A 14021-nucleotide genomic window follows, 5' to 3' on the forward strand; every position below is an offset into this window, starting at 1 on the left:
GGTGTTTCCTCTTGATGGATGAGCGGCATTGCCCGGCCGCCCGGACGGGTCACTCCTCAATGGAGACGATGGAAAGGCTGGCGGTGATGTCTAGGCCGGTGAAACTTCCAGTCTGATGGCTAACGTCCTGTTCGCTGAAGCCAACGATCTCCGCACGGTAGGTGCGGTCCTGCGTGCCTTCGCTGTCGTTCAATGTCACCGAACCAGACCAGAACGAAATCGCCATATCCGGGCCATCAGACTCGTTCGTGATTGACACGCCGCCGCTGGCTTCAAAGCTCGTCCAGAACTGCTCCGCGTTGCTGCCTAGTTTTCTGTAGACATTCACCGCGCAGGCGTTCCTGTTTCCGCCTGCGACGAAGCCCTGGCGGTCCATTCGGTTGTTGGTTCGCACGACCGTTCGCTGGTAGCTGACAACGACGTTCTTGTTCCGGCCGCTTGTGCTGAACGGGCCAACGACGATGGAGGCGCCAATGGTCTGCGTAGTAGTTGTCTGCATTGCGTTGCGGCGGATGCCGGCCGCAATGGCACCACCCCAGTACGCACCACCATTCACGTCCATCCACACGGTTGCGTTGCGCTTCGTTGCACCCGCAGCGCCGACATTAGGGCCGAAGTAGTCGATCAGGCCATCAGGCCCGAAGCCGTTACCGATGATGCGTTGTACGTTGCCTCGCCAGACGCGCAGGTAGCCGTCCTGGATCTCCATGCCGTCTGGTGTGCCTGGACTGATGAGGCGCAGGATCTTGGAGAGAATTTTCAGCTCACTCTTTGCCCCGGTTGCCTCCATCTCCATGCCGGAGACATTTCCATTCACGTCCAGCGCAAAACCCCACTTGGCACTGCTCTCTGAACCACCGGCATTCCACGGGGGCGGCTGCGTCGCATCCGGTTCAACCCGCGAGAACATTGGGCGGAACATCCAGAAATACGGCCACGCCTCACCGTTGGGCTTGACGATGATCCTGAACCGAGCGAGGGCAGCTCCAGGAGGTGCGACAGTCTTGATGCTCGGGCGTGGCATTTCGGAAAGCAATGGCGGGCCACTGTTCCCCGTATGCCCGGTTTCCGGCGAGCCCCATTGCGCCAGCCATTTCCCTGTCTTGTCCCAGTAGCTAATCTCGATGTAGCAAGAGCAGCGGTGAGTGTTGAACCAGGCGGAGGCCATATAGGTTTGACCGGCCTCGACGGGGATTCCGTACTCGGTTCCCCACCAGACAATCTGCTTAGAAGTGGTGCCGCCGGAGGTTGAGCCGATTCCATAGATGCCAGGTGGGTGGAAGCTGTCATTTCCGGGCGTCGGATCGCCAAGCTCTACCCATGCGGCACCGGGATTCTCGCCCCAGCCCCAGCCGTTGCGCTGATACTTTGGGAACGTCGAGTTGATGAGCAGGTTCCCACCGCTGCCCTGGTTGCTGACCTTTGCTTCAAGCATCTGAACGACAGAGGCGCTGGCTTTTCCCTTCACCTCGGCCTGGACGCCAGTCACCGACTGACCCAGCGCCGTGATCTGCTGCCCCTGCTGGGTAACCGTCGAAGTAAGGCCCGCCGTCGCTGCAGCGTTTGCCATGGCCGCTGCAGCAGATTCCATGCTGCTTGGGGCGTACTCGGTAGCGACTAGACCGCGCTGAAACTGCACGTTGTCGATTTCGATGGCGTGCGGGCCAGGTTGCTGCGCGAACAGGCGGCCCACGTAAACACGGGCGAGCACGGCATCGCCGCGAGAGCGAGCAGGGAGGAGCAGGCGCTGCCACTTGCCGGTCATGGTCACCTCCGGCAGGGTCACAGTGCCCAATACCGTGCCACCAGTGGCATTCATCCACTGCACGTAGAGCTGCGCCCGCGCGTCAGGCGTACCGCGCACCCAGGAGGACAAGGTGTAGTCGGTGTTAGGGTCCACCTTTACATAGTTGGAGCCCGGACCTGCTCGATTCAGGCCTACCCAATCCTTCGCATTGATGGCATTCCAGTCGATGCGCACCGCTTTCCCGCCACCGCTCAGCGGGGACTCTATGAAGGAGAAAGTGCCTCCCACGTCGCTTCGGATGCGCTCCAGGTTCCAGCCGGTTGGTGCTGCGGTAGCCACGGGGGCGTCTTCCATACTGCTGTTCCACAGCAGATTGTCACCACCGATTGCGTCGATCCTCGCATTGACGCTGGTGAGTGACTGACCCAACGAGGTAACGCTGCTTTCGTTGGCCAGGGTGCGTGCTTCCAGGCTGGAATTCGCAGCCGCATTTGCCTGTGTGGCCCGCTCCAACGCGGACACGTCCAGGCTGCCCTGCGGCCGCCCATTGACGAACTCCACGATGAGCTCAACCCATTGGTCGGCGCGTCCAGTGGAGGCCGGAGGCGACAGCCGCTGCATTCCGGCACCCTCTCCAGCGCGTTTGCGCCCGACCAGGATGAACATGCGCGTTCCGGTTAATGCTTCCACGTTGCGACGGGTGGCGCCGGCATCAACGAGGCGGTCCCTGGTCCCGACGGTGTCCGTGCCGGTGTCGCTATTTAGTGAGCCGGTGTGGTCACTGGTGAACAGGATGAAATACTGATTGTCTGCCAGAGCGTTGTCGTACCAATCGTTGAAGCTGGCGCAGGCTGACCGACCGTTGCCATACGTGTCAAAGGTCTGCCGCTGGCCAAGAGTGCTGTCGGCGTTGACTACCTGCACATTGAGGCTGCGCCCGGCACCACCCACAGCCGCGCCCGCCGCGTTTCGTGCTCCAGACGAGCGCGGCCCTCCGGTGGGCTGACTGGTGATGATCGCGTTGGCGGTGATTTCGTAGACCGTAGCGTTACCGATGCCGGCACGAACGGCAGTGAGTGCCGTGCCCTGGGACAGCAGCTGTCCCTCCGCGTTGGTGATGCGCGTATTGAGGGCGCTGTTCGCCTCGGCGTTTGCATTGGACTGCGCGGCCGTCTCCTCCAGGGAGGGCGCGTAGCCCGTGGCGGCGGCACCGGTCTGCAGCTGCGCGTTGTCCACCTCAATCCACTGGTCCGCCGAACCATCGCCGTATACCCGGAGGTAGAGGGCGGCACCGGTCGCGCTGGCGAGGATCTGCGACGCCGGGAAGGTGTACGTCTTACGCTCCCATGCTTCCGTGACGACCATGCCCGCACCAGCAGCTGGCCCGCCAGGCCAGCCGACAGATGCACCGGCCGCATCCTTCAGCCCAAGCTGGAAGAAGAAGCGCGCCCCTGGTTTGCCACGCACGTTGCAGGACACCGTGACGGGCTGCTGGGGATCGATGCGGTACACCGACGAGTAGCACTCTGCATAGGCGGTGGCAGGGATGCCCGCCATTTCCCAGCGCCAGGCCTTGGTGCTACCTGGCAGCACGGAGTCCACCAGCTTGCGAGTGGTCTTGTTCGCCGCGTCGGTGGATGACGATGAAGGCGCCCAATACTGAGGAACGCCGTTGGGCAGCAGAACCTCAAAGCTGCTGTTGCGCAGGCGATTGTCACCGCCCAGGCTGTTGATGGCGGCCTGAACGCTGGTGAGCGCTCCACCCTGGCTGGTGATCGTGTTCCCCTGGAGCGTTACCTGGGACTGCAGGGCCTGGAGAGCGCCGTTGGTTGCCTTGCCGTCCACGTCGGTGCGCAGGGCGCTGATGAGGCCTGACTGTGCATTGATGAGGCCAGCCTGCTGGGTGACGGTCCCGCTCAACGAGCTCAGGCCATCGGCGACGGCCAGGATTTCAGTGACCTCCTCAATAGCAACGTCATCCACCCACAACGTGCCTGCTGTGTGATCCACGTTGATGTTGAGCTTCAGGCCAGTGATGGACGTGTTTTCTGGAATGGCATAAACCGCGCCCAGGTAGGTCCACGTTCCCTGGTTCGCAGAGAAATACGTGGCACCTCCAATCAGCGCATTGTCCTGCGTGGCCAAGCGGAGCTTTCCGTTGTTCGCGCTCCCGTTGTAGTCCGCCGTTGTCTTGTACCAGCAGCCATATCGGTACTTCTTTCCAGGTGCGACAGGGATAGGCACGCCGCCGTTGGCGGTTGCGCCACGCACAACGGTGGTTCCGCCGTCCACCCGCAGGCACGCGCCTCCTGCACGGCCCTCGGTGGCTGCCACGCCGAGCGACGCATGGTTGTAGGTCCAGGCCACGTCCCGGCCGGATTGCCATCCTCCGTTGAGCACCATGTTGGCGCCCTGGGCAGCAATCACCGGTAGCGTGGCGTTCACCTGGTCAATGCGCTGTCCAATGGCTTGGTCGCGGGTGACGCTCGCCTGCTCGACCGTGTTGACCTTGGCCTCAGACGCGAGCGCACCTGTCCCAGCAGGCAGACGGACCTCCACTGCTGACTGGCGCTGGCTGAGCGCTTCGTCCGCGCCGACACGGGCCTTCATTTCGTTATAGGCCAGGCCGCCTGTCAGCTGCGCAGGATCGTTGCCGGTGTAGTTGCCGCGCATCTGCACGGCCAGCGTGTTGCGCTGGCCAGCCTCAGCCGCCAGGGCGGCGGTGCGCGCGTCGCTCTCTTGCTGGACCATGGCGACGGATGCGCCAGGCGACGGGCGGCCCACGGCAATCCAGTCGTATTCGATGTAGGCGCTGGCGGTCTGCGCACCCGTCAGTGCCAGGCGAATGGCACGCAGTGGTGAGGGGCCGTTCCAGGGCAGACGATCAACGTCCAGGACGGCGATGCCGTTGGCGTCGAATGCCGGCACGGGGATGGAAAGCGACTTCGCTTCGTTCCACTCCTGGTCGGCGGCGGTGATCCAACGAATCAACCCCATCCAGGCGGGATTGCCCACCTTGCGCATGCGCAGCTTGATGAAGCGATAGGCGGCGCCGTCGATGTTGAGCGGCGCCGGGGACTGGATGCCGGAGTTGTTGGTGGTGTTGATCGGCCGCAGCATGCCGTCGGCGATAGTCGGGGCGCCGTACACACCCGTCCAGCCTTCCAGTCCTGCGTTGAAATGCCAGATGCCGGCAGAGTCGAACTGCGTGCCGCTGCCTGCGGCGACCTCGGCCAGAGAGCGCGCCATCGAATCCAGTCCGTTCTGGACTTTCGTGTTGACGGCACTGATGTCTGCGGTGCGCTCGGTCTTTTCGTTGAGCACGCTCTGGATTCGGGCACGCTCCTCATTGGCCAGGTTGGTGGCCAGATCCTCGGCGCGCCTGGCCACTTCGCCCACTGCGGCCGCGCTCTTCTGACTCTCTACCAGGATCTGCGCCTGTGCAGCCTGGAAGTCTGCCAAACGCTGCTGTGCCTCGGCAGCATCTGCCAGTGCCAGGTCACGCAGGCCCTGGTCCACCTTGCCCTGCAGCTGGACCAGCTCCGCCGTAGTCGGCGGCACCACGGGGGCCTGAGCCTTGGGCGTGGAGTCTGCAGACGACACGCCGTTGACCTGGACAGTGACCTTCCACCAGCTCACAACACCGCTGGCTTCGGTGTAGGTGTAGCGCGTGTCTGAGGTTTTGGTGACGTACTTCCATTCGCCCGGCTTTCCGCCCGCATCCGCCGCGCGCCAGAGCACATAGACAGCGCCAGCCAGCGGCGAAGCGTTCCAGGTAATGGTCACGCTATCTGCTGCCGGCTTGGTCTCCACACCTTCGGCCGGAGGAACTACGACAGCAGGCTTGGCCGACGCCACCCAGTTGGAGGGCTGCCGGGTCACGGGCGTGACGGCAGGCAGGCCCTGGCCTCCGATTTCAACGAGCAATACTTTCCGGTTCATAGCGCCATCAAAGCGTTGTGTTCACCCTGGCGTGCCAGGGACTGGATGCCGTCGCGGACCTGCAGCAGCACCTCGTAAGAGGGATCGACGTAGCCACGTCCCGGTGCGACCGGCGCAGCTGGTGCTGTAGGCGTGTTGCCACCGCCAGGCGCGGCCGACGCCGGGACTGGAACGCGGCTGTCGGTCAGCACCGTGACCATCTCCTGGGCGATGCGCTTGGGCAGATCGAACAGGATCTCTGCCAGGTCGGTGATGTCGGTCTGCTGGTTCTGCAGGTACTTGGCCAGCTCGTCCGTGGTCAGGCCCAGATCCTTGGCCAGCGCCTCAGCGCTGATGCCAGTGACGTTGCGCAGGATCTCCAGCGGATCGCCGCCACGGGCGCCAGCCAGATCGGCCACGCCCTGGGCGATGCGCTGAGCGCGCTCCAGGCGGGCGGCGGCTTCCTGCTGCTGTTCCAAGGCAGCCTTTTGCGCGTACAGCTGCTGCAGCGACGCGGCGGTGCCATCACCGCCAAAGCGCTTGGCGAGCTCCAGAACCTGGGCATAGTCCACCTGATAGCCCTGGCCGCTGGCATTGAGTTTGCGGCTGACTTCCAGGAACTGCTGGGCGTATTGGGTGAAGCTCTCCAGGTTGCCGGCGCTGGCTGCGCTCTGCATCAGATCCGATGCCGTGGAGCGCTTCTGCGTGTCGGTGTCCGGTGACAGGGTGCTGCTCAGCTTGAGCGAGTTGATGAAGTCCTGCAGCTTGCTGCTGGTCCCGTCGATGGAACCGCCCAGGCGTTCGATTTCATCGTTGACGCGGTTGAGCGCCAGACCTACCAGCTCCGACTCCAGCGACCTGGCCAGCGCGTCGGCCTTGAGCTGGGCGGCCTGACGGACGGTGGCCAGATCCTGCTCGCGTGCGGCCAGGCCGCCCAGGGCCTTGGCCTGCTGCTGCAGCGTGCGGATGCGTTCCTGCTCCTCCTGGCGTACAGCCAAGAGCGACTTGGCGAAGCCACTGAAGCCATCCGTTGCGATCTCCTGCTGTGCGTTGCCCACTACGCTGCCGTAGGAGGAGGCGGCAGTAGTTATCGCCTTGACCTGTTCCTCCATGGTGGTGCCGGCAGCCTTGGCCATCTGCTGGAACATGGTTGTCGTGCGCTTGACCAGGTCGATTTCCTGGGCATTGAGCGCACGGCCCAGCTCCTGGGCGTTGCCGGTCATCAGCTCGATGGACGCCGCCAGGCTGTTCATCACGTCGCCGGCTTCAAACCCCTTGTTGAGGAAGTCGCCGAAACCGAGGATCGACACACCGCGCCCGGTCAGGTTCTTGGCCGCGCCGGTAATCAGTTGCTCCAGCTGCGCCTGGGCCTTGTCCGGGTCCGCATCGAGCTGAACCTTGCCAAGGTCTACGCGGACGGAGGACAGCTGGCTGTTGATGTCCACGCCCAGTTGCTCGGCCAGGCTGATGACGCCTGCACGCGCGCGCCCAGTGGCCTGGCTGAAAGCGTCGGTGATCGTGGTATCGACCTGGCCATACTCGGTCCATTTCTTGTCGCTGCGGAACAGGCCGCCCTTGGCCTTGATGTCGGCATAGGACTGGCCAGCGAACCCGTCGAAGCCATACGAGCCAGTCAGGCCCTGCGCCTGGATCTGCGGCTTCTTGCGGCCGAACAGGGCAGCATGGATCGAGGAGCCAGACAGAATGGAGGCGGCTTTGGCGTTGAGGCCGAGCTTGCGCGCCATCTTATCGACGTGGCCCACGGCGCCCATGGTGGCGATCTTGCCCGCCCAGCTTTCGCCATTGGCGATGTCCCAGCCCTGATCGAACAGCTCGGCATTCTTCATCATGGCCGCGACCACCCAGCCGATGATCGGCACGGCCATCGATGCGGTCGCCGCGCCGCCACCAGCAGCCCCGGTGCCAATGAAACCGCCGACGTTGTTGCCAAAGCCCATCATCTTGCCTGGCGCAGCCACCCCGGCACGCCAGCCGCCACCGGCCAGCATGGCGTTGGTGCCAGTGAGGTTGCGGCCGCCACCGATCATGTTGGCCAGGCTGCTCATCCAGCCTGAGCCCGCGCCGCCCTGGTTGCCGCCACCGAACATGCCGGCGATCTTCGACAACCAGTTGCCATCAGCTTGGCCACGCGACACACCAGCCAGCGCGCCATTCATGGCGTTAGTGAGCGCATCCTGGAACGGGCGCACCAGGTTCTGCTCAAGCATGGTGCGCACGATGTCGCGCCAACCACGCTTGAAGATGTCCTTGAGGCGGCTGAAGAAGCTCTCAGACTTGTCCAGCCCGCCGCTGAACATATCGGCCAGCATATCGGCCACATCCGCGACACCGCGCGTTCCGACGTTGGCCCATTCCTCCAGGTCGGCGGTCTGCTGTTCGATGCGAATGGAGGCGTTGGCCCACGCCCGTGCCTGGGCCATCAGGCCTGCGGTTGCCTCTGCGTTGATGCCCGCTCCGGCCTTGTTGGCCTCGTTGATCGCCTGGAGCATGTCCTGCTCGTTGCGCAGCTGGCGGGCGCGGCGCTCGCGCTCGATCCCGACCACGCCCAGCAGTTGCACCTCGCCGCTCAGCGTATCGAGCAATGCCCTGGGCGCCTGCTGCTGCTTGGTGACCTCGGCGGCATTCTTGGCCAACTCGGCCGCTGACGACTTCACCAGGCTGGCGTAGGCCTCTTGGGTGATGAGGTGCTTGGCCAGTTCGCGGTCGAGCTCGGCAATACGCTGCTTGTGCTGCTCCTGGGCAGCCGCCATCGGCCCGGAGAGCTCGGCAGCAGCCAGCGCCGCCTGGCGGGTGTACTTGGCCTGGGAGTCGGCCTGCTGCTCTGCCAGGCGCGCGGCCTGCTCGCCGGAGCGCTTGGCCTCGGTCTGGGTGCGCGTCAGATCACGGGTGGCCGCATTCTGCTTGTCCAGCGTCAGGGTGAGCTGGATGAGCTGTTCGTTCTTGGCCCGGGCCAGCTGATAGTCGGCGCTGGTCGGGTCCAGACCCTTCTGCGCGCCTTCCGTGATGAACTGCGCGCGCATGCGGGCTGCCTTGCCCTGGGTCTTCTCGATCAGGTCCAGCTGGACGCTCTGGATCTGCTTATCCAGACCTTCGTTGACCGACTGAAGGGCAGCCTTGATCGCGGCGCCAGCGTTCTTTGCTGATGCTCCCAGCGCGTCAAAACTCGCAACGTTGAGTCGGTTGCGCTGCTCTACGTTGAGCTGCTCATCTGCCCAACGCTGCAGTAATGGACGAGTCTGCTCCAGTGTTTGCCCTTGGTCCGCCTGCCGACGCAGCAGCTGCTCCAACGAGCTGCGCTGTGCGTTGGTTGCGTTGGTAACTCCTGCGGCGCTGAGCACCATGTTGGCCGAGACCGAAATGGCCTTGTCATAGCCCTTGCTCAGGTTGTCCAGCCGGAGCCGCGCGGACTCAATGGCTTCCGACGCGCGCCCCAGCTCCTTGTCGAATCCAAACGGCAGAGCCCGATCACGCGCCTCAAACGAGCGGCGCGTTGCCGCAAGGCGTTCGTACTCATCGCCCAGGCTCTTGATCTCTTTGCGAGCTGCCTCAATGGTTTCAACTGTGCTTGAAAGCTCCGCGAATGATGTGTTCGCGGTCTGCTGATTGAACTCCTGCAGGACCCGCATGGCTGGCTGGAAACCGGCCGTGACGGTCTTGGACAGCTCCTGTGCCTTCTGGTTGCTGTTCATCGCCCACGCGACGAATAGCGACAGCGCGGTAATCGCAAGGCCTGCAGGACCACCAAACGCACCCATTGCCACGTTGAGGCCTCGCATGGCGGCAGCCTTTGCGCTGAGCGCAACGGATGCGGCCTGGGCTGCAGCGGCGGTGCGCAGCTGGGCGGCGGCCAGAGCCTGCTCAGCCGCGGCTACGCCACCTGCCACGCTCATGCCGGCGCGAGCGGCCGATAGACGGCCTGCCGCCTGCTGCTCGGCGATACGGGCTGCAGCCAGCTCCTCGCGGGCCAGCGCTCGCGAGGCAGCGGCGGCCGTGATCTTCTCGGCGGTCGCTCTGGCCAGGCTGACCACCAGGCGGCTTCCCAGGGCGACAGCCAGGACGCCGGCAATCTGGTCCAGGTGCTGCATGTTGTTGGCCAGGAACGCGATGCCCTGGGCGATCCCGCCGCTGGCGCCCAGCTCCTGGGAGGACTCGCCGACAAACTTCGTGACGCTGTTGCGCAGCAGCTCCATGGCGCGCCCGACCGTGAGCGGGATCTGCTCAAACTCGGCGGCGATGACGGAGGACTGGTTCTCAAGCGCGGCCACCATCTGATCGACGGTCACCTTGCCGTCGTTGACGTGCTTGCGCAGCTCGCCCATCGACAGGCCCATACCGTCGGCCAGCGCTTTGGCCAGACGCGGCGAGTTTTCCACGACAGAGTTGAATTCCTCTGCGCGCAGCACGCCCCCAGCCAGGGCCTGGCTGAGCTGGACAATGGTGTTGGCGGTGGCGACGTTGCTGGCGCCTGAGATAGCGAACGTCTTGTTGATGGACTCGGTGAGCGCCAGCTGCCGTTGCTGGGTGATCCCATACTCGGCGGTGGACTGCGACAAGCGCGCGTAGAGGGTGGCGGTACTGTCGAGCGCGGTGGCGGTGCGCTGGGAGATGTTGAACACCTGGGCCGATGCGGTGGCATAGGCCTTGTGTCCATCTGTTGCCAGCTTGAGCCGCGCTGAAATGTTGGCGTAGTTGTCCGCAACGGAAATGAGGGCACCGGCCGTCTGCGCGCCAATGTAGGTGGCCACCGTCGCCCGCGCCGATGCCAGTGCGCTGGACACAGCAGAGACACGGCGAGCAGTGGAATCCGCCGCCGTGCCGATGCTGGAAATGCCGGCAGCACCACGCCGTGCCTGGTCGCCGGTTGTGCCCGCCGTCGCGCCCAGTCGCTTGAGCTCCGCATCCGATGCCCGAACGGCTGGCACCAGGCGGCTGTTGTCGGCATCGAGGCGGAGGGTGACGGTTGGGTTCACGGGCTATCCGAGGCTTCGCGATGGGCCATAGCCGTGGTGCCAATCAGCACGTCCAGCGATGGCATCAGGTCTGGCAATAGGTGCGGGGCAATGCCCTTGAGGCAGGCAGCGGCTTGGATCTCGCGGGCTTCAATGCCGTCGTAAACCGGTGCGTGCATGCCGGTGATCCAGCGGGCCTTGCAGCGCACGAACAGTTGGACGACTTCCCAGTTCTCATCCAGGACCGGGATAACGCTCGGCGGCTCCTCGCCGCCGCCCCCGTCGCGCAGAAAGTCCGCCGCGCTGACGGCGCCGTCAGGTTCATGGTTCCTGTCAGCGCCGTCAGTGCGTGGACCCTTCCTAATCAGCGCCCGCGCGACGGCTTCGAGTTTTTTACGTGCGCCCGGCCGAACTGGTCGAAGTAGGCGCCGATGATGGCCGGCTGCAGGAAGGCGAAGAACGGGCCATTGAAGACTTCTTCCAGGGCGGCATCGCCCTCGATGGCCTTGCCGTCCGCGTCACCCAGGCCAGCGACGCTGACCAGGATCTTGCGCAGGTATTCCTCATCCTCAACGGGGTTGTCCTGGATGGCTTTGATTTCTTCGCGTGCCAGGATCTTGACCTGGCACTGGATGGTGCCGGTTGCGAAAACGTCGGGCTGGTCGGTGGGGATGCGCAGTTCCACCGGCAGGTGCACGGTGTTGGTTCGGGCGAGACGGAGCATGGGAAAGTCCTTGGGAAGTGGTTTAACTGCCCCTTGATCGGGGACAGGTCCACTTTGCCCAGGCACAGCTGCCGTTCGGGACTAAAGCGCTTCACTGAAAAAGAAAGGCCCCGCACAGAGGCGGGGCCGTTGGGAGTGTAACGCAGTGCTTGCGAGTTACGGCGGCGTGCTGTCGCCGAACTCGATGTATAGCTCGTCGCCGCCGGCATCGCTGGCCACGCAGGGGCCAGTGAGCTCCCAGCCGTAGTCGCCATCAATCTCGACTTCGTTGATGTTCTCGATCTGGCCACGAATGCCCAGCTCGCTATAGAGCTTGCTCTTTTCGGTCAGGCGCAGCGCAACCTCCAGGACGCCGGCCGAGTCGCGCACTGCCCACGGATTGAAGTCAGCCAGGGCCGTCTTGGCCAGGCGCAGCGTCCAGGTCGGGGCGCGGTCGCTGATGCCGCTTTCCTTGTGGCTGGTGTACTCCTTCGACGTGATCGTGTTGCCCACGTCCACCGAGAGGGACTTGGCCCACACGACCAGGCCTGCTCCGCCATCAACCGTGATCGTGGTGCGGGTGTTGTCCGCGCGCGCCACGGTCGGAACCACGGTGCTGGTGGTGATGTTGGGCAGATTGTCCTCGGCGATGGTGTCGTAGTCGCCCTGGATGCGGATGTTGCCCTTGAAGCGCTCGCCGACGGCCAGCGCCAGGTTGGTGAGGTTTTGGCGTGCAGCGCCGATCTGCTTGACCGTGCCTGCATGCCAGAACTTGGCATCGGAGATCGGGATATTGGCGCTGATCGGGTTGTAGCGCGTGGTTTTCGCATCAGCGTCCTTGACGGCGGTCATGCCGGCGGGCAGCAGCAGCGGTGCACAGACGGCATCGGAGTCAGCAGCTGCACCCGGCTTGGTCGGCGGGAACAGCTCAAACTCGCCCTCAATGAAGGCCCGCCGGGCGCCCACTGCGAAGGGCTGGCCGGTCAGGAACGGTCGATCCACCGGGCGTTCGATCTTGTCGAACTCGGTGCCGCTGCTGCCGTTGAACAGCAGCACGCCGTTGGCGGCGGCCGTGGGGACAATCGGCACCGAGGCCGATGCGCGCAGCGCCAGGGCCAGGCCGCGACGCTTGAAGGATTCCAGGTTGGGCTGGGCCATGGTCAGTTCTCGGGTGAGGTTGCGGAGGAGCGGCGCGAGCGGTTCTGGCTCGATGCCGGCGGTGGCGGCGTCTCGGGTGCTGGAGCGGGTTCGGCGGGCAGTACGGACTCATCCACGAGCTGGCCATCGATCACGCGCCAGGCACCACCGCTGGTAGGGGTGTGCTTGGTGGTCATGGGGTCGGTGTGTGTTGCATGCGGTAGTTGGTGACGAATACCTGCTGGCTGACCAGCCAACCGGCGCGGAACTTCTCATCACGGCCAGCCTGGAAGCTGAGCGCATCGAACGCATCGACAGGGGTCCACCCGGCCAGTGCTTTGCGGACGCCTGGAATGACTTGCTCATCCATCTGGCGGCGTGCGCCGCTGCCACTGGCCTGGCCGCTGAAGTTGCGCACCATGAGGACCACGCGCAACGTGACATCCACGTTCTGGATGTGCTGATCGCCCGTGTACCGAGGCCGGCCGCCCATCTCGGCGGCCGTCACGTAGGCGGCACAGTCCTTGGCTGGTTGCTGGTCCAGGGCCGTATCCAGGTCGGCGGCATCACCGACCAGGAGCAGTGCCTGCACGTGGTCCCGCAGACGCTCCAGGACGGGGGTGATCGGGAACGGCCCAACGGTCACGGCCGGCCCTCGCGCCCGAATACCTTGTTGCCGGCATGGAAGATGAATTCCCCTGCAGAGCCGGTGGACGTAGTCGGATCTTCGATGCCCAGGTGGAATTTTTCCTGTGCCGTCTCCTGTAGCAGGCGAATCGCGTCACGGTAGTCACGCACGATGGGATCGGTGCGCTCGTCCGTCTGGCGATCAGGGTGCAGCAGGTAGCGCGTGATGCTGCGCGACCAAACGGCCAGCAGCGGCACGGCCTTGCCCAGCGGCAATCTGTAGCGCCGTGCCAGGTAGCCGTCGATGATCGCATCTGCCTGACGGGTGGCCTCCTGGATGCGCTCCAGGGCCGCATCCGCCTTGGCCACCTCGCTTGGCGGAAAGGCGCTGCGATCACCCCCACGCAACGTGGCATCCATCAGCTCGGAGGCAACCGGGCGCTCATCGCGCCCACCCGCCACCTGGGACAGTTCCAGCGCCCCTGGGAGCTCGGCCAGTTGCGTGAGGGTGACGTAGGCCATTACGCGCCGACCTCCAGCGCTGCCTCGATCAAGCTCACGCGATCAGCTGCCGGCTGGTTCGCCCAGGCTTCCTCGGCCAGGCCAGAGGCGGTGCGTGCGCGGGCCTCGGCTTCTGCCCACTTGCGCTTGGCATTGCCGGACTTGGTTGCCTTGCGTTCGCGAGCCAGTGCCAGTTCGTTGGGATCGTCCGACGCTGGCAGCTCCGTCACGATCAGCTCGGGGTCGCTGTTGATCGCCTCCAGCTGTTTCTCCTTCAGGACATCGACAAGCACGATCCGGCCCTGCCGGGTGAAGTGCATGCCGGCACGCCAGCGGCCACGCTCCAGGCGGGCCTTTACCAGGATCTGTTCGGCCATGTGCCGCTCCTTCTGTGTTCGGGGAAGTTGCGACCGGC

Annotated in this window: 8 protein-coding genes; all 8 read right to left on the reverse strand. The window is 64.6% G+C overall.

From position 1 onward, the window contains the following. Positions 1–49: 49 nt before the first annotated feature. The 8 genes from M1L61_RS18865 to M1L61_RS18900 all read right to left on the reverse strand — a co-directional run bounded on the left by M1L61_RS18865 (position 50) and on the right by M1L61_RS18900 (position 13983). Positions 50–5689, reverse strand: coding sequence for a carbohydrate binding domain-containing protein (locus M1L61_RS18865; protein WP_248853916.1), 5640 nt, complete (start codon positions 5687–5689; stop codon positions 50–52). Next, entirely contained in the window at positions 5686–10659 is a 4974-nt protein-coding gene (locus M1L61_RS18870) for a tape measure protein (RefSeq protein WP_248853917.1), read from the reverse strand. The genes M1L61_RS18865 and M1L61_RS18870 overlap by 4 nt, the downstream gene beginning before the upstream one ends. Further along, positions 10656–10817, reverse strand: a complete 162-nt coding sequence (locus M1L61_RS18875; protein WP_345779124.1) for a hypothetical protein — start codon at positions 10815–10817, stop codon at positions 10656–10658. Before M1L61_RS18875 ends, M1L61_RS18870 begins: the two co-directional genes overlap by 4 nt. A 185-nt stretch (positions 10818–11002) precedes the next feature. Continuing rightward, positions 11003–11362: a hypothetical protein gene (locus tag M1L61_RS18880; RefSeq protein ID WP_100552836.1), complete on the reverse strand. Its 360-nt coding sequence runs from the start codon at positions 11360–11362 to the stop codon at positions 11003–11005. 156 nt (positions 11363–11518) lie between these two features. Further along, positions 11519–12499, reverse strand: a complete 981-nt coding sequence (locus M1L61_RS18885; protein WP_248853919.1) for a hypothetical protein — start codon at positions 12497–12499, stop codon at positions 11519–11521. 172 nt (positions 12500–12671) lie between these two features. Continuing rightward, on the reverse strand, positions 12672–13124 hold the full coding sequence (locus tag M1L61_RS18890; RefSeq protein ID WP_100552834.1) for a hypothetical protein: 453 nt from the start codon (positions 13122–13124) through the stop codon (positions 12672–12674). Next, a complete protein-coding gene (locus M1L61_RS18895; RefSeq protein WP_100552833.1) occupies positions 13121–13627 on the reverse strand; it encodes a DUF1320 domain-containing protein in 507 nt (168 codons plus the stop codon). The genes M1L61_RS18890 and M1L61_RS18895 overlap by 4 nt, the downstream gene beginning before the upstream one ends. After that, positions 13627–13983, reverse strand: a complete 357-nt coding sequence (locus M1L61_RS18900; protein ID WP_100552832.1) for a hypothetical protein — start codon at positions 13981–13983, stop codon at positions 13627–13629. The genes M1L61_RS18895 and M1L61_RS18900 overlap by 1 nt, the downstream gene beginning before the upstream one ends. Between the last annotated feature and the right edge of the window lie 38 nt (positions 13984–14021).

The sequence above is a fragment of the Stenotrophomonas sp. NY11291 genome, assembly GCF_023277365.1.
GTDB classification, from domain to species: Bacteria; Pseudomonadota; Gammaproteobacteria; order Xanthomonadales; family Xanthomonadaceae; genus Stenotrophomonas; species Stenotrophomonas geniculata.

Excerpts from the sequence above, each read along its gene's own strand:
- M1L61_RS18900 (WP_100552832.1), bottom strand. The coding sequence starts at position 13,983 with ATGGCCGAACAGATCCTGGTAAAGGCCCGCCTGGAGCGTGGCCGCTGG.
- M1L61_RS18875 (WP_345779124.1), bottom strand. The coding sequence starts at position 10,817 with ATGCACGCACCGGTTTACGACGGCATTGAAGCCCGCGAGATCCAAGCC.
- M1L61_RS18885 (WP_248853919.1), bottom strand. The coding sequence starts at position 12,499 with ATGGCCCAGCCCAACCTGGAATCCTTCAAGCGTCGCGGCCTGGCCCTG.
- M1L61_RS18895 (WP_100552833.1), bottom strand. The coding sequence starts at position 13,627 with ATGGCCTACGTCACCCTCACGCAACTGGCCGAGCTCCCAGGGGCGCTG.
- M1L61_RS18865 (WP_248853916.1), bottom strand. The coding sequence starts at position 5,689 with ATGAACCGGAAAGTATTGCTCGTTGAAATCGGAGGCCAGGGCCTGCCT.
- M1L61_RS18880 (WP_100552836.1), bottom strand. The coding sequence starts at position 11,362 with ATGCTCCGTCTCGCCCGAACCAACACCGTGCACCTGCCGGTGGAACTG.